Source organism: Streptomyces sp. NPDC036984 (assembly GCF_055607665.1).
Map to the genome: position 1 here is coordinate 47,732 of NZ_JBVJRL010000007.1, position 17,873 is coordinate 65,604.

The 17,873-nt window shown below is 73.9% G+C and carries 15 protein-coding genes and 1 riboswitch; of the genes, 5 read left to right on the plus strand and 10 right to left on the minus strand.

Annotation, left to right across the window (positions count from 1 at the left end; genetic code table 11):
• Positions 1 to 23: 23 nt before the first annotated feature.
• Positions 24 to 497 carry an Asp23/Gls24 family envelope stress response protein gene (locus tag ACZ7DL_RS15465; protein WP_470774666.1) on the minus strand — a complete coding sequence of 158 codons (474 nt, stop codon included), beginning with the start codon at positions 495 to 497 and terminating at the stop codon, positions 24 to 26.
• Positions 498 to 602: 105 nt separating this feature from the next.
• Here ACZ7DL_RS15465 and ACZ7DL_RS15470 point away from each other — a divergent pair, with 105 nt between their 5' ends.
• Complete coding sequence (locus tag ACZ7DL_RS15470; protein WP_470774667.1) at positions 603 to 1,328, plus strand: nucleopolyhedrovirus P10 family protein; 726 nt, start codon at positions 603 to 605, stop codon at positions 1,326 to 1,328.
• Positions 1,329 to 1,483: 155 nt separating this feature from the next.
• On the opposite strand, the gene ACZ7DL_RS15475 is transcribed toward ACZ7DL_RS15470, so the two are convergent.
• The 4 genes from ACZ7DL_RS15475 to ACZ7DL_RS15490 form a co-directional block, all read right to left on the minus strand.
• Positions 1,484 to 2,287: an enoyl-CoA hydratase/isomerase family protein gene (locus tag ACZ7DL_RS15475; protein ID WP_470774668.1), complete on the minus strand. Its 804-nt coding sequence runs from the start codon at positions 2,285 to 2,287 to the stop codon at positions 1,484 to 1,486.
• Between the two features lie 117 nt (positions 2,288 to 2,404).
• Positions 2,405 to 2,626: a helix-turn-helix domain-containing protein gene (locus tag ACZ7DL_RS15480; RefSeq protein ID WP_004002281.1), complete on the minus strand. Its 222-nt coding sequence runs from the start codon at positions 2,624 to 2,626 to the stop codon at positions 2,405 to 2,407.
• A 335-nt stretch (positions 2,627 to 2,961) separates the two neighbouring features.
• Positions 2,962 to 4,560: an ABC-F family ATP-binding cassette domain-containing protein gene (locus ACZ7DL_RS15485; protein WP_470774669.1), complete on the minus strand. Its 1,599-nt coding sequence runs from the start codon at positions 4,558 to 4,560 to the stop codon at positions 2,962 to 2,964.
• Between the two features lie 60 nt (positions 4,561 to 4,620).
• Complete coding sequence (locus ACZ7DL_RS15490) at positions 4,621 to 5,541, minus strand: PQQ-binding-like beta-propeller repeat protein (RefSeq protein ID WP_470774670.1); 921 nt, start codon at positions 5,539 to 5,541, stop codon at positions 4,621 to 4,623.
• Positions 5,542 to 5,890: 349 nt separating this feature from the next.
• Here ACZ7DL_RS15490 and ACZ7DL_RS15495 point away from each other — a divergent pair, with 349 nt between their 5' ends.
• Positions 5,891 to 6,328: a VOC family protein gene (locus ACZ7DL_RS15495; protein WP_470774671.1), complete on the plus strand. Its 438-nt coding sequence runs from the start codon at positions 5,891 to 5,893 to the stop codon at positions 6,326 to 6,328.
• A 16-nt stretch (positions 6,329 to 6,344) separates the two neighbouring features.
• Here the strand turns inward: ACZ7DL_RS15495 and ACZ7DL_RS15500 are convergent, their stop codons facing one another.
• From ACZ7DL_RS15500 to ACZ7DL_RS15510, 3 genes are all read right to left on the minus strand, one after another.
• Positions 6,345 to 7,613, minus strand: coding sequence for a hypothetical protein (locus tag ACZ7DL_RS15500; RefSeq protein ID WP_470774672.1), 1,269 nt, complete (start codon positions 7,611 to 7,613; stop codon positions 6,345 to 6,347).
• A gap of 321 nt (positions 7,614 to 7,934) precedes the next feature.
• A complete protein-coding gene (locus tag ACZ7DL_RS15505; protein ID WP_470774673.1) occupies positions 7,935 to 9,062 on the minus strand; it encodes an alpha/beta hydrolase in 1,128 nt (375 codons plus the stop codon).
• Positions 9,063 to 9,348: 286 nt separating this feature from the next.
• Positions 9,349 to 10,038, minus strand: coding sequence for a class II aldolase/adducin family protein (locus ACZ7DL_RS15510; RefSeq protein WP_470774674.1), 690 nt, complete (start codon positions 10,036 to 10,038; stop codon positions 9,349 to 9,351).
• A gap of 223 nt (positions 10,039 to 10,261) precedes the next feature.
• On the opposite strand from ACZ7DL_RS15510, the gene ACZ7DL_RS15515 reads away from it, so the two are divergent.
• From ACZ7DL_RS15515 to ACZ7DL_RS15525, 3 genes are all read left to right on the plus strand, one after another.
• Complete coding sequence (locus tag ACZ7DL_RS15515) at positions 10,262 to 11,146, plus strand: lysozyme (protein ID WP_470774675.1); 885 nt, start codon at positions 10,262 to 10,264, stop codon at positions 11,144 to 11,146.
• A 143-nt stretch (positions 11,147 to 11,289) separates the two neighbouring features.
• Complete coding sequence (locus tag ACZ7DL_RS15520) at positions 11,290 to 12,534, plus strand: inorganic phosphate transporter (protein WP_470774676.1); 1,245 nt, start codon at positions 11,290 to 11,292, stop codon at positions 12,532 to 12,534.
• Between the two features lie 34 nt (positions 12,535 to 12,568).
• Entirely contained in the window at positions 12,569 to 12,796 is a 228-nt protein-coding gene (locus tag ACZ7DL_RS15525; protein ID WP_470774677.1) for a hypothetical protein, read from the plus strand.
• Positions 12,797 to 12,835: 39 nt separating this feature from the next.
• Here ACZ7DL_RS15525 and ACZ7DL_RS15530 read toward each other — a convergent pair whose 3' ends face one another.
• Positions 12,836 to 17,122 carry an nSTAND1 domain-containing NTPase gene (locus ACZ7DL_RS15530; RefSeq protein ID WP_470774678.1) on the minus strand — a complete coding sequence of 1,429 codons (4,287 nt, stop codon included), beginning with the start codon at positions 17,120 to 17,122 and terminating at the stop codon, positions 12,836 to 12,838.
• Positions 17,103 to 17,468, minus strand: a complete 366-nt coding sequence (locus tag ACZ7DL_RS15535) for a CU044_2847 family protein (RefSeq protein WP_470774679.1) — start codon at positions 17,466 to 17,468, stop codon at positions 17,103 to 17,105. The genes ACZ7DL_RS15530 and ACZ7DL_RS15535 overlap by 20 nt, the downstream gene beginning before the upstream one ends.
• A gap of 204 nt (positions 17,469 to 17,672) precedes the next feature.
• Positions 17,673 to 17,812: riboswitch (cobalamin riboswitch) on the plus strand.
• Positions 17,813 to 17,873 lie beyond the last annotated feature (61 nt).

A 17,873-nucleotide genomic window follows, 5' to 3' on the forward strand; every position in this document is an offset into this window, starting at 1 on the left:
GGTGTCCGGGGCCGGGTCCGGTCTCACTGGATCCGGGGCCCCGGCTCCTCCTCTTCTTCCGCCTCCTCGGGCAGCTTGACGTCGCCGACCGCGATGTTGGCCTCGACCACCTCGAGGCCGGTCATGCGTTCCACGGCCGCGATCACGTTCTCCCGTACCGCGTGGGCGACATCGGCGATCGCCACGCCGTAGTCCACGACGATCTCCAGGTCGAGCGCGGTCTGCACCTCGCCGACCTCGGCCTTCACACCGCGGGTCACGGACTTGGCGCCGCCCGGCACCCGGTCGCGTACCGCGCCGAAGGTGCGGGCCAGGCCGCTGCCCATGGCATGGACGCCGACCACGTCGCGGGCGGCCAGCGCGGCGATCTTCTCCACGACGCCGTCGGCGATGGTGGTCCGGCCGCGGGCGGCCGGGTCGCCGCCGTGCCGGGTGGTCTTGCGGGTCGAAGCCGGCGGTTCCTGGCTGCCTTCGGGAGTGGTCGTCATGTCGGTCATCGCCGTACATCCCTTTCGGTCGTCGCCCCGCCCGGTCGTCGTCCTCACGCACCACGCTATGCAAGGTTGCTCGGCCGCGCGCCGCTCATACGGCAGGCTGGTGGAATGACGGCGGACCGGTGGACTCGGATGGTGCGGCAACAGGTGGGACTGGGCAGGCTTGTGCCGCTCGGTGGGCCGCGGGACGGCGCGTGGATCGCGGAGGCGGCGGCCGGCGCGGTGCTGGGGCGTGCGGCGGCCGACAGCGCGCCGGGGGTGCGGCTGGATGCGCTGCGGATCGCCCTGGCCGATCCGGAGGATGCGCAGGAGCCCGTCGTGCCGGCGCCGCCGAGCGCGCTGCCGCCGGGCCTGCTGCGGGTGTCGGCGGACTGCGCGGTGACGGCCGCCGAGCCGCTGCCGGCGGCGGCGTCCCGGCTGCGGCTGGCCCTGGCGACGGCGGCGACGGAACGCCTCGGTCTCGCCGTGACGGATGTCGATCTACGGGTGACGGACCTGCTGGAGACCGACGAACAGACCCCCGCGGCGGTGCGCCCGCCGCAGCCGCCACCCGCCCGGGAGACGGCGGACCCGGACGAGACCGCGGTGGCCGCGGCGGCCCTCGCCACCCCCGGGGTGGCCCGGCTGACGGGTGTGCTGGGAGGCCTCGGCCGGGCGGTGCACATCGAGGAGCGCGTGTCCGAGGGCACGCTGCCGCGCCGTCATGTCCGGGTGGAACTGATGACGGGCGCGGACCACCGGGCCGTGGACGTGGCCCGGCAGGTCCGCGCGGCCGTACGCGACGCGCTGACGGACCGGCCGACGGTGGCCGTGGTGGTCACGGCGGTCGGCTAGGGGCCGTGGTCACACTCCCGTCGTCCGCCCGAAGGGCGCGCCGCGCGACGTCGGGTGCGTGCTCTGGGGGAATGCCGGGCCCCGGCCCTCGTACTGGATGTACTTGTGCACGCGTGTCACCGACGTACCGAGACAACACGTCTAGGGCCGTGGGGTCACTCGCCGAGGCCGGCCAGGTCCCGCAGGCGCCGGGCCTGCGCGGCCCGCTCGGCCACGCGCTGCTCCTCGTACGTGCGGTCCAGGGCGCCGCGCAGCAACGCCTTGGTCTCCACCACGGCATCCCGCGGCGCGGCCAGCACGGCGGCGGCCAGGTCCCGCGCGGCCGCGTCGAGTTCCGCCGCGGGCACCGCGAGGCTGGCCAGCCCGCTCGACACCGCCTCGGCGGCCCCGACGAACCGCCCGGTCACGCAGATCTCCAGCGCGCGGGCGTACCCGACGAGGCCGACCAGCGGGTGAGTGCCGGTCAGGTCCGGGACGAGACCGAGGCTGGTCTCGCGCATGGCGAACTGCACGTCGTCGGCGACGACCCGGAGGTCGCAGCCGAGCGCGAGCTGGAACCCGGCCCCGATGGCATGCCCCTGGACGGCGGCGATGGACACGATGTCGTTCCGTCGCCACCAGGTGAACGCCTCCTGGTATTCGGCGATGGTCGCGTCGAGCCCGGCGTCGTCACGGCGCGCGAGGTCGATGAAGGTCGGCTCGCCCGGGATCCCCTCCGGGGTGAACATCTGTCGGTCCAGCCCGGCGGAGAAGGACTTGCCCTCACCGCGCAGCACGACAACGCGGACGGAGCCCGGCAGCAGCCGCCCGGCCTCGGCGAGCGCCCGCCACAGGGCGGGGCTCTGTGCGTTGCGCTTGGCCGGGTTGGCCAGCGTCACCGTGGCGAGCGCGTCGTCGACGGTGAGCCGTACGCCGTCCTTGTCGAGTACAGCAGCGAGATCCTGGTCGGGCGAAGCCATGGGACGCCTCCGATGGGTGCGGTCAGCTGAGCAGAGCTAAGTGACTGCACAGTAACCACCCGGCCGGTCAGTCCGCCGACCGGGTGGCCACCATCGAAGCCGATGGGCCGCCCGGCGTCAGGACGAAGCGGCCTTCTTGCCCCGGGTCGCTCCGCCACGCCCACGTAGCGTGACGCCCGACTCGCTGAGCATCCGGTGTACGAAGCCATACGAGCGGCCGGTCTCCTCGGCCAGCGCCCGGATGCTCGCACCGGAGTCGTACTTCTTCTTCAGGTCTGCCGCGAGCTTGTCGCGCGCGGCGCCGGTCACCCGGCTGCCCTTCTTCAGAGTCTCGGCCACCCGTGCCTCCTCATGGGAAGTGCGCTCTGGTCTCCTCATGATCACCCCTCTTCGGCGCGATGGCCACCCATTCGGCAAGGTCCGTGAGACATCGTTGTGACGACAGGAGCGGTTCCCCACAAGCGGAATATGAGATTCCGAGCGCTGGGATCCTTGGGTCCGAACGGGTGGATTCGCGAAGTACCAGGTCAGGGACGCAGAGCGGCCGATCCCTTGGCAGCACGGGGATCGGCCGGAAAATCCGTGTACGACACACCTCGATACGAGGGCATCTCACACAGATGATGGATCACGGATGGGCCGAATGATCCATACTCAATGGATCAGGCTTTGGATCACGCCAGGGCGACGAGATCGGCGTAGTCGGCACCCCACAGGTCCTCGACGCCGTCCGGCAGCAGAATGATCCGCTCCGGCTGGAGCGCCTCGACGGCACCCTCGTCGTGGGTGACGAGGACGACCGCGCCCTTGTAGGTGCGCAGGGCGCCGAGGATCTCCTCGCGGCTCGCCGGGTCCAGGTTGTTCGTCGGCTCGTCCAGCAGCAGCACGTTCGCCGAGGAGACGACGAGCGTGGCGAGGGCGAGCCGGGTCTTCTCACCGCCGGAGAGGACACCGGCCGGCTTGTCGACGTCGTCGCCGGAGAACAGGAACGAGCCGAGCACCTTGCGGACCTCGACCAGATCCATGTCGGGGGCGGCCGAGCGCATGTTCTCCAGGACCGTGCGGTCGGCGTCCAGGGTCTCGTGCTCCTGCGCGTAATAGCCGAGCTTGAGGCCGTGCCCGGGGACGACCTGGCCGGTGTCCGGCGTCTCCACGCCCGCGAGCAGGCGCAGCAGGGTGGTCTTGCCGGCGCCGTTGAGGCCGAGGATGACGACCCGGGATCCCTTGTCGATGGCGAGGTCGACGTCGGTGAAGATCTCCAGCGAGCCGTACGACTTCGACAGGCCCTCGGCCGTCAGCGGGGTCTTGCCGCAGGGCGAGGGATCCGGGAAGCGGAGCTTGGCGACCTTGTCGGACATCCGGACGTCCTCGAGGCCGGAGAGCAGCTTCTCGGCGCGGCGGGCCATGTTCTGCGCGGCGACCGTCTTGGTGGCCTTGGCGCGCATCTTGTCGGCCTGCGCGTTGAGCGCCGCGGCCTTCTTCTCGGCGTTGGCGCGCTCGCGCTTGCGGCGCTTCTCGTCGGCCTCGCGCTGCTGCTGGTAGAGCTTCCAGCCCATGTTGTAGATGTCGATCACGGACCGGTTCGCGTCCAGGTAGAACACCTTGTTCACGACGGTCTCCACGAGATCGACATCGTGGGAGATCACGATGAAGCCGCCGCGGTAGGTCTTCAGGTAGTCCCGCAGCCAGATGACCGAGTCTGCGTCGAGGTGGTTGGTCGGCTCGTCGAGGAGCAGGGTGTCCGCGTCGGAGAACAGGATGCGGGCCAGCTCGATACGGCGGCGCTGGCCGCCGGAGAGCGTGTGCAGCGGCTGGCCGAGCACCCGGTCGGGCAGGTTCAGGGCGGCGGCGATGGTGGCGGCCTCGGCCTCGGCGGCGTACCCGCCCTTGGTGAGGAACTCCGTCTCCTGGCGCTCGTACTGCTTCAGGGCCTTCTCGCGGGTGGTGCCCTTGCCGTTGGCGATGCGCTCCTCGTTCTCGCGCATCTTGCGGATCAGTACGTCGAGGCCGCGGGCGGAGAGGATGCGGTCGCGGGCGAGGACGTCCAGGTCACCGGTGCGGGGGTCCTGCGGGAGGTAGCCGACCTCGCCGGAGCGGGTGATCTGGCCCGCGGCCGGGATGCCGTCGCCGGCCAGGCACTTGGTGAGCGTGGTCTTGCCGGCGCCGTTACGGCCGACGAGGCCGATGCGGTCGCCCTTGGCGACACGGAAGCTGGCGTTCTCGATGAGGACGCGCGCACCGGCGCGCAGCTCGATACCGGAGGCGGAGATCAAGGACAGACTCCAGGGCGTACAGGGGTTGGCGGGTGGGCGGCGTCAGGACGTTCCCGCCGTCTAATGCGCGAGGAGAATGGCCATGGGGACAAGTCTAACGGGGCCGTGCAAGCGGTTTTTCTGCGTCCAGGTGCCGGGGGCGCGGGCCGGGAGATCGTTGCGCAGCGGGGTGCGGCCGGGGGCGATCCGGCCCAGGTCGTCCAGGGCCACGAGCTGCCCGGTCCAGGCGGCGTCCGCGCAGGGCTGCGCGAGCAGCAGGGCCGCGCCGCGCCGTACGGCGTCCTCGGGCCGGAACGCGCAGCCCTTGCGGGCGGGCAGCATCCAGCGCAGATCACCGTCGGCGGTGCGGTACGCGGTGACGCGGTGCGGTGTGACGACCGCGAGGATGCCGTGGCCGAGGGGGCGCAGGACGCCGGTGCCGCCCTGGGCCGGGAGCCACTCGGCCGCGTCGGGCAGGGCCCGGTGCCAGCGCACGGAACGGTCGTCGGTGTCGGTGAGCAGCCCGTCGTCCCAGAGTGCGATCACCTCCCCGCGCGCGGGGAGCACGGCGACGGGACGGTGCCCCACGCGCGCGTAGCGCCACCGGGGCACACCGGTACGGCTGTCGTGCCCGGCCATGACGGCACCCTGCGCATCCGCGACCCGCTCCCGGCCGTGCAGGATCCGGTCGCCGTAGGGGGCGGGCCGCAGCTGGTGGGCCGCGCCGAGAAGACCGGCGGCCAGGACGGCCAGGAGGAGGGCGCCGGCCAGCCGACGGGGGGCCGCGACGGGGATGAGCGGGGTGGGTTTCGGGGCCGTGCGCGTGGACGGCGGGCTGGTGTCCGGGGCAGGGGCAGGGCCTGCGGGGGGTCGGGGGGCCTCCGGGGCGGAGGCAGGGCCTGCGGAGGCTCGGGGGGCCTCCGACGCCGGGGCGGTGTGCGCGGGGGGCGGGTCGATGTCCCGAGCCGGGGCGGTGTGCATGGGGGCCGGGGCGGTGTGCATGGGGGCCGGGGCGCTGTCCCGAGCCGGAGGTGCCGAGTTGGCGCCCGGATCCGGGGGTGGGGGGTTGGTGTCCGGAGACCGGGTGGGGTGGTGCCGGTGGGGTCCGTGGGGTGGAAGTGCCACCTCGCCCCCCTTCGGTAGGCCACCGTCCCGGATCAGGCGCCGAGCGTAGTCACCGTCGGCGGGGCGGGCGGGGCGGCTTGGCGGGCCGGGTGGGGAAGTCGCCCGTTCGGAGGCCGGCGGCGGGCCGCGAGCAGGGGCACCGGACCGGCGGCTCGGCGCGATGCGGCGCGGTCCGCCGGGGCGTTGTCGGTGGTGCCTGCCACACTCGGAAAGCACGGCGGAACCGATGCACGAAGGAGTGATCGGCATGGCAGGCACGGGCGGCGGCGCACGGCCGAGCATCTATCCCACGCTGCTGTACGCGGACGCGAAGGCGGCGATCAGGCAGCTCACGGAGGCCCTCGGCTTCACCGAGCTGTCGGTGTACGAGACGGAGGGCGGCACGGTGATGCACGCCGAGCTGGTCCAGGGCACCGGCGCGGTGATGATCGGTTCCAAGGGCCGCGGCGGCCTCTTCGACGCGGCGATGAAAAACGCGGGGCCCGCCGGGGTGTACGTCGTGGTGGACGACGTGGACGCCCACCACGAGCGGGCCGTGGAGCACGGGGTGGAGATCCTGATGCCCCCGACGGACCAGGACTACGGCTCGCGGGACTACATGGCCCGGGACACCGAGGGGAACATCTGGAGCTTCGGGACGTACGCCCCCGAGATCGGCTCCTGAGTCCCCCTCCCTCCGCTCATCCCCCGGTGTGCACCTGGAAGGCGGCCCGGCGTACGGCCTTGGCCAGGGCCGGGTCGGGGTGGGCGGCGGCGAGCGCGACCAGGACCTGCACGGTGCGCGGGTGGCCGACGGCGCGGACCTCGTCGAGCAGCTGGGGCACGGTGGGCTGCACCGCCGACTCCAGATGCCGGACCAGCATCGGCGCCTCGCCGTGGTCGGCGACCGCGGCGGCGGTGTCCACCCACAGCCAGGTGGCCTCCTCCCGGGTGAGCACCTCGTGGGCGTCCTCGGGGTCGAGGCCGTCGTGCTCGGCGAGCCACAGCAGGGCGTACGGCCTGAGGGCCGGCTCGTCCACGACGCCCCGGACGTCGGGCTCGGCGGGGGCGCCGACGACGCGCAGCGCCTCGAAGGCGAGGCCGCGCAGCAGGGCGTCGTCGCCGCGGGCGGCGGCGATCAGCTCGGTGACGGCGCTGCCGACGGGCCGGGCGGCGAGCCAGGCGCGGTACTCGGCGCGGGCGGCGTTGGGGCGCAGCTGGGCGCAGCCGCGGAGCATGTCCTCGGCGGACTGCTCGATGTTGCCGGCCGGGCTCTGCGCGGCCACGCAGATCTGCTCCAGCTTGACCCACACCGCCCAGCTGCCCAGCGGGGTGAGGGTGGCCTGGCCGCCGCCGTAGGTGAGGGCGCCGACGGAGGCGAGGGCCCGCAGCGCCCAGTCGAGCAGCGGGGCGAGCGGGGCGTCCGCGGCGGGGGCGGGGACCGCCGGCTCCGGGGTTCCGGCGGGGCGGCCGGTGCCGGGCTCGTAGGAGACCTCGCAGCGTTCGGTGCGCAGTTCGGTGACCCGCTGCTGGAGCAGGTCGAGCAGCTGCTCGACGGGGACCGGGCCGGCCGACAGCTGGAGGAAGGAGAGCACCTGGGGCATGGCCGAGACGACCTCGGCGACGGCGGCCGGCTCGTGCCCGGCGGGTTCGGGGCAGGCGAGCGACCAGGCGTCGAAGAGGGCGACCCAGCCGCGCAGTACGGCGCTGTCGTCGCGGTTCCAGGCGCGCAGCCGCCAGCCGGGGCGCGCGCTGTCGCCGTGCACCTCGACCAGTCCGGCGAGGCGGGCGGTGTCCCAGTCGGCACGGACCTGAGCGACGCTCAGGCCGAGGTCTGCGGCGGCGCGCTCGGCGGTGGCGTCGGAGAGAGTGGCCTTGCCGTCGGCGGTGGCACCGCCCTGGCCGGGGCCGAGGGCGGCGTCGGCCCAGCGGGCGACGCGCGCCGCGCCGGCCAGGCCGGTGCGGGCCATTCCGGCCAGCTCGGCGCGGGCGGGCGTACCCTCCGGCGGCCGGGGTGCGGGGCGGCCTGGGCGCCGCTGGTTCACAGCTCTGGGGGCGGCGGCCAGGGGTCGCGGTCGGACGAGTCGGAGCCTGGAGTCGCGCGGGATACGGGACGTCACGGGTGCAGTCTTCCGGTTGACGGTCCGAAAACCCAAACGGAATGTCACGGCGGGCGACGGGGCTGGCCAACGCACCGGGTTCGGGTGGGCCCGAGCGACGTGATCGAGCCAGCCGTACGGCAGGAAACGGAACGCTCAGCACCGGACCGGCCGGCCGCCGGGGGCAGGGCGTCACATCAGCGGGGTCAGGAACCGGCGCAGCCGTTCCTCGTATTCCGTGGGGTCCGCGTTCCACATCGCCGCGTGCGGAGCGTGCGGGACGGTGTGCAGGGCGACGAGGTCGGCGCGGCGCCGGGCGAGCCGGCGGGAGAACTCCCAGGGGGCCACCTGGTCGTCCGGGCCGTGGATGACCAGCGTGGGGACCCGCAGCCGGGCGGGGTCGGCGGTCTCGGCGATCCGGTCGGCGTGCAGTCCGGCCCGGCCCTGCGCGGCCCGCACGGCGAGCGGCAGCAGCGGCTGCGGGGTGCGCCGGGCCCTGGCCAGGGCGCGCAGGGTGGCCTCCCAGTTGAGCACCGGCGAGTCGAGGACGAGCCCGGCGATGCGGTCGCGGACGGCGGAGTGCTCGGCGGCGCGCAGGGCCATGGTGGCGCCGGTGGACCAGCCGAGCAGGACGACCCGGCGGGCTCCGTAGCGGACGGCGTAGCGGATCGCCGCCTCGACGTCCCGCCACTCCGTCTCGCCGAGGTGGTTCAACCCGTCCGGCGGGCGTGGGGCGCCGAGGTCGCCGCGGTAGGCGAGGGCGAGGACCGGCAGCCGGCGGCCGTGCAGGAAACCCATGACATTCATGGCGTGTTCCCGCGTGGTACCGAGGCCGTGTACGGCGATCACCCAGGTGTCCCGGTGGCCGGGCACGAACCAGGCGGGCAGAGCGCCCAGTTCGCCGGGCACGTCGACGTCGGCGTGGTCCAGGCCGAGAGCGGTGCGGGGGTTGCCGACGTACAGGTTGGGGGTGAGCCAGACCGCGTCGCCGGCGGCGAGGGTTCCGTGGGTGACGCGGTCCAGGCGGCGTACGACGGTGTCGGCGGTGTGCGCGGCCGCGTTCAGAACGGGGCCGACGACCGCGTGGGAGCCGTCGCCGGCGAGGCCGTAGGTGCCGGGGCGCAGGGCGGCCAGGTCGCGGGTCAGGGTGATCTGGCCGGCGGCCGTGCCGTGCACGGTGAGGCGGGGCTCGGTGGGCAGGGGGCGGCCCGCGGACGCCTTCAGCGCGGCGTCGCTGGCGAGCCGGCCGGCGACCACGGACGCCGTGCCGGCGGCAAGGACCGCGGTGAGCGCGGTGGCGGTCGCCTTTGCGGTGCGCACCAGTCCAGTGTCGTGGGGGTTCCGGCCGGCGGCCAGCGGAAGGGCCGGACGTGGTGCGGAGCGCCGGGTTCCGGACGGCTTCGGCACCACGGGACGGGCACGTCGTGGCCGAGCGCGAGCGCCGACGCGGCGGATCGAGGCGAGCCGGGTCGGGACGGTGCTGCGGATCGAGGCGAGCCGGGTCGGGACGGTGCTGCGGATCAAGGAGAGCCCGGTCGGCAAGGTGCTGCGGAGCGACGCGAGCGGGGTCGGCGGGGTGCGGAACGGGTCACTGCTCGGCAAGGGGTCACCTCCGTTGGCCGTACCCCTTCAAGCGTTCCCCGACCTCCGCCAGTTGTGCCTCCGTCAGCAGGGACGGTGTCAGGCCCGGTACCGAGGACGCCGTCAGCCACAGGCGGCACATCCACTCCAGCTGGGCGGTGCGGTCGTAGGCCTGGGCGAGCGTGGCGCCGTAGGTGATCGTGCCGTGGTTCTGGAGCAGGCAGCCGGAGCGGCCGGCCAGGGCGCGGAGCATGTTCTCGGCCAGTTCGCCGGTGCCGTAGGTCGCGTAGGGGGCGACCCGGACGGGTCCGCCGAGAGCGGCGGCCATGTAGTGGACCAGCGGGAGTTCGGGCACGAGCGTGGAGACCGCGGTCGCGTGCACGGCGTGGGTGTGGACGACGGCGCGGGCGTCGGTGGTGCGGTAGACGGCGAGGTGCATGGGCAGCTCACTGGTCGGCACCAGCGTGCCGAGCACCTGGCGCCCGGTGAGGTCGACGCCGGTGATGTCGGCGGGGGTGAGCCGGTCGTAGGGGACGCCGGACGGGGTGACCAGCACGAGGTCGCCGAGGCGGGCGGAGACGTTGCCGGAAGTGCCGACCACCAGTCCGTCGGTGACGGTCCGGCGTGCCGTCTCGACCAGTTCCGCCCAGAGGCCTGCCTCGTCCTGTTGCGCGTCCCGTCGCCCGTCGTCCGCGTTCCGCCGCAGTTCAGCCATGCGGCGATCCTGCCAGCCGGCCCGGCGGAGGGCGGGCGGTGCGGCCGTTCCGGTCCGGAAACCGTACGGCCGAACGGGCGGATCTCGCCGGGAAACGCCGGGAATCGGCGCGGATCGGCTGACCAGCGGCCTTCAATGATCTCTCTTGCCCCCTGGACGATCCGGACGACCACCGCCGCCCGCGAGGGCGAGAGCGGCCGTCGTCCGCCACCCGGAGAGACGCATGGCACGTCAACGCACCCCTGTCCGCCGCCGCGCCGGTGTCCTCGCTGCGGCCACAGCGGCGGCCCTCACCCTCGCCGGCACCGCGAGCGCGTCGACCGCTCCGGTGAAAGCGGCCGGGCCGTCGACGGCGGGCAGGCCGGCCCAGGCAGGCGAGCCGGGCCAGGCAGGCGGACCGGCAGCGGCAGGTGGACCGGTGGAAGCCGCCGGGCCCGGGGAAGCGGGTGGGCCGGCGGCGGCCGTCCGGGCTCTGCCCCGGGGGCATGACGTGTCGTCCCACCAGGAGCGCGTCGACTGGCCGGAGGCCCGGGCGGAGGGCGCGCGGTTCGTCTACGTCAAGGCGACCGAGTCCACGGACTACCGCAATCCCTACTTCTCCGGGCAGTACACCGGCGCCCGCGAGGCCGGCCTGATCCGGGGCGCGTACCACTTCGCCCGGCCGGACCGGTCCTCCGGCGCACGGCAGGCCGCGTACTTCGTGCGGCACGGCGGCGACTGGCGGGCGGACGGCTGGACGCTGCCGCCGGCGCTCGACATCGAGTACAACCCGTACAGCGAGAGGCTCCGGTGCTACGGGCTGGACAAGGGGCGGATGGTCCGCTGGATCCGGTCGTTCAGCGACGAGCTCGAGCGGGAGACCGGCCGCCGCCCGGTGATCTACACCACGACCGAGTGGTGGAAGCAGTGCACCGGCAACAGCCGCGCCTTCTCCTCCTCGCATGCCCTCTGGCTCGCCCGGCACGGCACCGGCCGGCCGGGGGCGCTGCCGGGCGGCTGGCGGTACTGGACGTTCTGGCAGTACCGCACCGAGGGCGGGCTGCCGGGTGACCAAAATCTCTTCAACGGGTCCGCGACCCGGCTGCGGGTCTTCGCGCGGAGCCGGTAGCCAAGGGGCGTCTGGGCCGGGCGAGCAGAACGGAATCCCGAGCACCCCCGACTGACACCCCGACGCCCGCCCCAGTTCATCTTCCGTTCACCCAGGTTGCCTACGTTCGACCAGCCAACGACCTCGAACGATTGCCTGGGTAAATGGAAAGCTTCTCGCTGATCCTCGCGATTGTGGTAATAACCGCACTCGCGTTCGATTTCACGAACGGTTTCCACGACACCGCGAACGCGATGGCCACCACCATCTCCACAGGCGCCCTGAAGCCCAAGATCGCGGTGACCATGTCCGCCGTCCTCAATCTTGGGGGCGCCTTTCTCTCCGTGGAGGTCGCGAACACGATCTCCAAGGGTCTCGTCGACGAGACCGGCATCCGTCCCGAGGTCATCTTCGCCGCCCTGGTCGGCGCGATCCTCTGGAATCTGCTGACCTGGCTGGTGGGCCTGCCCTCCAGCTCCTCGCACGCCCTGATGGGCGGCCTGGTCGGCGCCACCGTCGCCTCCGCCGGCTTCGGTGCGGTCCACGGTGACGTCCTGGTCACCAAGGTGCTGCTCCCGGCGGTCGCCGCGCCGCTCGTGGCGGGCGTCGCGTCGCTGCTGGCCACCCGGTTCTCCTACGGCATCGGCGGCACCGCCGACGGCGAGGCCACCCGCAAGGGCTACCGCGTCGGCCAGATCGCCTCCGCCGGCCTGGTCTCCCTCGCCCACGGCACCAACGACGCGCAGAAGACGATGGGCATCATCACCCTCGCGCTGATCGCGGGCGGCGCCATCGCCCCCGGCTCCAACCCTCCCACCTGGGTGATCCTCTCCGCCGGCCTGGCCATCGCGCTCGGCACCTACATCGGCGGCTGGCGCATCATCCGCACCATGGGCAAGGGCCTGACCGACCTGGAGCCGCGCCAGGGCTTCGCCGCCCAGACCAGCGCCGCGACGGCCATCCTGGCCTCCTCCCACCTCGGCTTCTCCCTCTCCACCACGCACGTCGTCTCCGGCTCCGTGATGGGCGCGGGCCTCGGCCGCAAGGGCGGCGTCGTCCGCTGGTCCACCGCGACCCGCATGTTCATCGCCTGGGCGCTCACCCTCCCGGCCGCCGCGCTGGTGGGCGCGGGCGCCGAGGCCGTCACCGACCTGGGTGACTGGGGCACCGCCGCCGTCGCCGTCTTCCTGGTCGCCGCCAGCGCCGCGATCTGGAAGTTCTCCCGCCGCGAGGTGATCGACCACACCAACGTGGTGGCGGAGACCGACGAGCCGGCCGGCGTGGTCACCACCGCCATCGCCGCCGTGACCCCGCCGCCCGTCGGCACGGTCACCGAGGACCTGACGGCCACCATCCCCGCCCCGGCCGCCGAGCCGGCCCCGGCCGTCCCGCCGGCCGCCGCGGTCTGACCCCGAGCACACGGTTACTGAAGGAAGCATCCCCATGAAGATCGACTGGGCAGCCCTCGGCTCCGTCTTCGGTGTCAGCCTCGTGTTCACCGTCGGCCTGGTGACCCTGTTCACCCTCGGCATCGCGGGCCTGAACCGGCGCGAGAAGGCCACGGCCCAGGGTGGCTCCGCCGCCCTCGCCGTCACCGGCGCCTACCTCTGCTTCGCGGCCTGCGCGGCGGCGGTGGCGTACGGCATCCACCTCATCGTGGCCAAGGCCTGAGACCGAGACCCCGACGTCAGCCCTGCCGGGTCCCCCGCTTCAGCGGGGCCGGCAGGGCTGACGCGTGTCGGCGGCGCGGGGCAGGGTCTCGCCCGTCGTCAGGAGATCCTTCAGGTCACGGAGGGGGTAGGCCGCGAGGACCGGACAGAGGCGGGTCGTGCCGCCGTACAACGGGGCCAGCGGGAGGGTCACCCGGCCGAGCGCGGACTCCGCGGTGATCCGGTTCCCGTCCAGCCGGAACCTGTCCCAGGGGGACCAGAGATGCAGCGTGGTGAGGAACGCACCGCGCCCGGTGTCCCACAGTTCGAGGTACCTCCCGGAGTTGGTGTGGTCGGTGTCCCGCATCAGGACGAAGGTCCGCCCGTCGTCGCCGAACGGACCGTAGGCCCACGCCTCCGGCGCCAGCTGCCTGGTGCGGCCCGTACCGGGCCACCAGAGCCAGACCCCCTCGGCGGTCGTGACCGCTGCGACGGAGGCATGCGGTGCGAGAACCAGGTTCGGGGTGTACCAGCCGCTGTCGTCCAGCCGGCGGACATGCGCCGTCGGCCCCCGCTGCCGCCCGTCGCGCAGACTCCACAGCGCGGCCTCCCCGTTTCTCCGCACGATCGCGGCCTTCTCGTCGGGCAGCCCGACCACCGCGGCGCAGGCGCGCGGATTCCTGCCGGTGTCGTCGGGCGGGCAGTCCGGCCGTGCGAGGCGGTGCTCCCTACCGTCGGCTCCGGACACCCGGGTCAGGCCCGTGGTGTGGATCACCACGAAGTCCTTCTCTCCCAGGAGTGAGACGTCCTGGACCTCCTGTGGCAGGTTCGAGCGGCCCTTCCCGAGCACGAGGCCGGGCAGCGTCCGCACCTGCCACCAGTCACCGCCCCAGACCATCACATGGCGGCCGTCGGCGGCGACGACCGCACCGCTGACGTCGACTTCGGGCTTCAGCCACTTCTCCACCGGCTTCCCGCCCGCCCTGCTCACCAGGCTGTACGTGTAACCGGGGGCATCGGACGGGGAATGCATGACGACATCGACGAGGCGTGCGCCCGAGGGCCCGAAGGCGACGGATTCCACGTCGTCGCCGAGGCCGGCCCACGGGTACGCGGTCCGCTCCGTCCGGAACGCCAGGACCTCCTGCCCTTCGACCGCGTACACCAGCGGCGCCCGCCGGCGCGCCCCGGGCACGGCCGTCAGGCGGTCCGTGCGCACCCTGTGGGGCACGACCGTGCCGTAACGGCTCCCCGTTTCGCTGTCCTCGATCACCAGCCGCATGGCGTCGCGGTTCGCTGCCCTCTCCTCGTCGTGCCCCTCGACCATGAGGAGGAAGCGTCCGCCGGACTCCAGCGGAGGGTCCAGCTCATCGACGTCCGCCCGGCTCGGGCGGTCCGCCCCGTCCCGTGTGCGCACCGTCCAGGGACCGTCACCGGCCGTCTGGCGAGCCGTCAGCCTGCCGCCGGGCCCCAGCACCGCCCCGTGCAGCGCGTCGAGCCCGTCCGGTGCGGGGGCCGCTTCCCCGGACAGCGTGCCGTCCAACAGGCGGTACCAGGTCTTCTGCGCGTTCGGTGTCTCCACGTCCTGCCTGCGTACGGCGCTCACCCGGTCGGGTGCGCCACCCGCGGGCAGCGCCACCTGGCTCACGCATTCACCGGGCACGAAGAACCCGCGGGGAAGGGCGAGCCGGCGCCGCTCGGCGAGGTCCCGGACGTACCAGTGCCCGTCGATGTCATCGCCCCCGCACACCGGGCTGTCGGTGCTTCCGTGCAGCACGAGGTCGCCCCGGCGGGAGAAGTCCAGGGCGGCGGCGTTCCAGTCACGGGAGGAGGGATGCCAGTGCCACGACGCGACCGGCCGCGCCCGCCCCGTCCGCCACACCTGCACCCACCCGTCCTTCCCGGCGGCGGCGATCTTCGTGCCGTCGTCGCTGACGGCCACCGCGTCGGCCTGCACGGGCACGTCGGCCGGGCTCCGCCGCGGTGCCACCCTGCCGTCGGTCCCGAGCCGGAACACGAAGACGTGCGGCTTGCCGTCGTCGTTGCCCCGCTGGAGCACGGCCAGCACGCGCCCGTCCGCCGAAGCCGCCGTCGCCTGCACCGAGCCCTCGGGAAGCACCCGCTGAATCCACGCCACGCGGGACAGCGGCAGGGAGGTCCGCAGCACCGCGCGCCGCGCCTCCGGTACGTCACTGGTCCGGCGTGCGGCGAGCGCCAGCAGCGCCGCCGCCACCGGATCGTCGGCGGCCCGGCTCTCCGCGTAGCCCGCCAGCTTGCGCGCCGCCTCCTGCCGGTCGCTCTCCTTGCCTCCGTTGACGAGGTGGACGATCACGAGGCTCGCCGTGAGCGCGAGCGCGGCGAGGCATGCCACGAGCGCGACCGCACCGCGCCCCCGCCACAGCGCGCGCCGCCGGTGCTGCCGGCTCAGCTCGATGAACTCGCGTTCGGCGGCGGAGACTTCCTCGGGCCGCTCGGCCTCCCTGCCGCGGGCCACCGCCACTTCGGAGCCGCGCAGCAGCAGTTCGGGGTGGCGCTCGCCCTCCTCCCACTCCCGCAACCGCGCCCGCAGCCGCTCGTGCCAGGCCAGGAACTCCCGTGACTCGTCCAGCCAGCCGCGCAGGGTCGGCCACTGCCGCAGCAGCGCCTCGTGGGCCAGCGCGACCGTCTCCCGGCCCGAGCTGTCCCGGGCGATGACGAGCAGCCGGGTCCGGGCCAGGTCCTGGGCGGCGGCGCGGAGTTCGGGCGGGAGCCGGTCGAAGGCGCGGGCCACGCGGGCGTACTCCTTGCCCTTCACCGGGCGGGCCAGGCGTTCGAACAGGCGCCGGGAGACCGCCGCGTCGGGGCCGTCGGGGGCCTTGCACACCTCCGCCAGTTTCTCGTCGGCGTACCGGGCCAGCGCCCCCTCCACCCCGCCGATCCCCCGGTACGCGGCATGCGTGAGGCGGCCGTGCTCCTGCCGCTCCCAGAGTTCCGCCAGGGCGAACTCCACCAGCGGCAGCGCGCCCGGCTCACCGCCCGCGTCGGCGACGATCAGCTCGGCCAGGCCCGGTTCGAACTCCACGCCGGGGACGGCGGTGACCGGCAGCCGCACCACCTCGTCGAGCTGGGCCGGGCTCATCGGCGCGATCATCTGGACCGTGCCGCTGAGCGCCTCCGCCCGGCCGTCCGTGACCAGTTCCTCCAGGGACGCCGACCGCAGGGTGGCCAGCACCCGGAAGCGGCGGCCCTCCGGGTGGCAGGCCCGGGTCATCGGCAGCAGGACGTCGAGCAGGGCGCGGGCGTCGGCGGGGCGGGCGCCGACGGTCTCCTCGAACTGGTCGAGGAGGACGACGTGTCCGGCCGTACCGGCGTGTTCCAGGATGCGGGCGCCGAGCAGCACCGCCGTCCGGGCGCGGGCGCCGCCGGCCGGTTCCCGGGCCAGGTCGCGGGCCAGGTCGCGGGCCGCCGGGAACTGGCCGGCCAGGGCGGCGGCCAGGGTGTGGACCGGGTCCGTGTCCGGCTGTCCGGCGAAGTCCGTCACCGTATGGCCGGCCGACCGCAGCAGGGGCAGTACCCCGGCGCGCACCAGGGACGACTTGCCGACCCCCGACGCTCCGGCCACCGGCACGAAGGGGTGGGTGCGGACGGCGTCGGCGATGCGTGCGCTGTCGGCGCGGCGGGCGAAGAAGACGTGGGCGTCCTGTTCGCGGAAGGGTTCCAGGCCGCGGAAGGGAGAGGGGCAGAGGGCGGGGTCCAGGCCGAGCAGCAGGGCGGCCGGGATCAGGTACGCCGTCGCCGCCGGAGCGCCCGTCTCCACCGCGACGGTCATCCCCACCACCCCGCCCTGCGCGGTGTCCCAGACCGGCGATCCGCTGAAGCCCCGGGCGATCGCGGGCGAGCCGGAGGCCGCCTCCATGGACGTCCAGCCCTTGCCGACCGGCGCGCGCAGGCGGCCGCGCACCCACACCCCGTGGTCCTCGGTGCGGTGCGGGAAGCCGAGGACGCGGAACGGGTGGCCCCACACCCCGGTGCCGCCCGCGAGGCGGACCGGTGCCGTGCCAGGGACGGTCTCCGCGAGGGTCAGCAGGGCGATGTCGCCGCCGCCGTCCTCGGTGACCGGGCGCCAGTGCGCGACGGTCGCCGCCCGGCGCGCGGACGGCGGGTTCAGCAGCGGGAAGTCCACGGACACCGCGGCCGTCGGCGCCGCCGGGGCCGACTCGTCGCCGCCCAGCGCGCTCGCCACGACGTGCGCGCAGGTGACCAGGGTCCGCTCCGCGATCAGGAAGCCGGTGCCGGTGACGCGGCCGTCCTCGCTCCAGAAGCGGGCGATCCCCCGCGGGAGTTCGTCGTCAGGGCCGGCCTTCGCCATCACGCTGTCCCGGGATGTCCGACGGGTCCGCGTTCGCCCACTGCATGCTCACCGTGAAGTGCGCCTCGGTGGACCCGCGCGCCACGACCACCCCGGCCTCGGCGCTCACCGTGACGCCGAACTCGACGGTGAGGGACTCCGGCGGTCTCGCCATCCCGCGCGCCTCGGTGACCAGAGCGCCCAGCGCGGGACGCACCCGGGCCAGGGCCTGTTGGAGGGTCTCCGCGGCCGACCCGGCCACCACACCGCCCCGCGAGACCCGCTGCACGCCCACCGGGCCCTCGCCGGCCACCTCCAGCAGCACGACTTGGCCGTCGTCCAGCAGCATCTCGCCCACGTACGCCACCGTGCGTCCCCTCCCGCGTCCGTTGCGCCCCCTATGAGGCGTACGCGCTATTGGAGTTGTTCACTGTGCGTGAGCACAAGGGGGTTGGGTGAATGCCGTCCCTGCGAGCGGTTTTGCCGCAAGCCGGCCCCCCGGAGCCCCTCGGCGTGCTAGCGGTGTGGGCCTCAGCACAGTCCGGCATCCCAGGTCAAAGGCAAGTTGACGGCCGTTCCGGGCGCGTGGTGGACTGCCCAGGCCATGTACGGCGGCAGGAGAGGAAGCCGGTGCGAATCCGGCGCGGTCCCGCCACTGTCACCGGGGTAGAACCCCGGGAGCCAGGAACTCTCACCGCCGATTCACGTCGAACCAGGGCGCGGACACCCTGAGTGAGGACACATATCGACATGCTCGGCTGCCGATCGAGGA

Excerpts from the sequence above, each read along its gene's own strand:
- ACZ7DL_RS15490 (WP_470774670.1), bottom strand. The coding sequence starts at position 5,541 with ATGCACACCGCCCCGGCCCCCATGCACACCGCCCCGGCTCGGGACATC.
- ACZ7DL_RS15475 (WP_470774668.1), bottom strand. The coding sequence starts at position 2,287 with ATGGCTTCGCCCGACCAGGATCTCGCTGCTGTACTCGACAAGGACGGC.
- ACZ7DL_RS15495 (WP_470774671.1), top strand. The coding sequence starts at position 5,891 with ATGCACGAAGGAGTGATCGGCATGGCAGGCACGGGCGGCGGCGCACGG.
- ACZ7DL_RS15525 (WP_470774677.1), top strand. The coding sequence starts at position 12,569 with ATGAAGATCGACTGGGCAGCCCTCGGCTCCGTCTTCGGTGTCAGCCTC.
- ACZ7DL_RS15510 (WP_470774674.1), bottom strand. The coding sequence starts at position 10,038 with ATGGCTGAACTGCGGCGGAACGCGGACGACGGGCGACGGGACGCGCAA.
- ACZ7DL_RS15470 (WP_470774667.1), top strand. The coding sequence starts at position 603 with ATGACGGCGGACCGGTGGACTCGGATGGTGCGGCAACAGGTGGGACTG.
- ACZ7DL_RS15465 (WP_470774666.1), bottom strand. The coding sequence starts at position 497 with ATGACCGACATGACGACCACTCCCGAAGGCAGCCAGGAACCGCCGGCT.
- ACZ7DL_RS15500 (WP_470774672.1), bottom strand. The coding sequence starts at position 7,613 with ATGGCCCGCACCGGCCTGGCCGGCGCGGCGCGCGTCGCCCGCTGGGCC.
- ACZ7DL_RS15520 (WP_470774676.1), top strand. The coding sequence starts at position 11,290 with ATGGAAAGCTTCTCGCTGATCCTCGCGATTGTGGTAATAACCGCACTC.
- ACZ7DL_RS15530 (WP_470774678.1), bottom strand. The coding sequence starts at position 17,122 with ATGGCGAAGGCCGGCCCTGACGACGAACTCCCGCGGGGGATCGCCCGC.
- ACZ7DL_RS15515 (WP_470774675.1), top strand. The coding sequence starts at position 10,262 with ATGGCACGTCAACGCACCCCTGTCCGCCGCCGCGCCGGTGTCCTCGCT.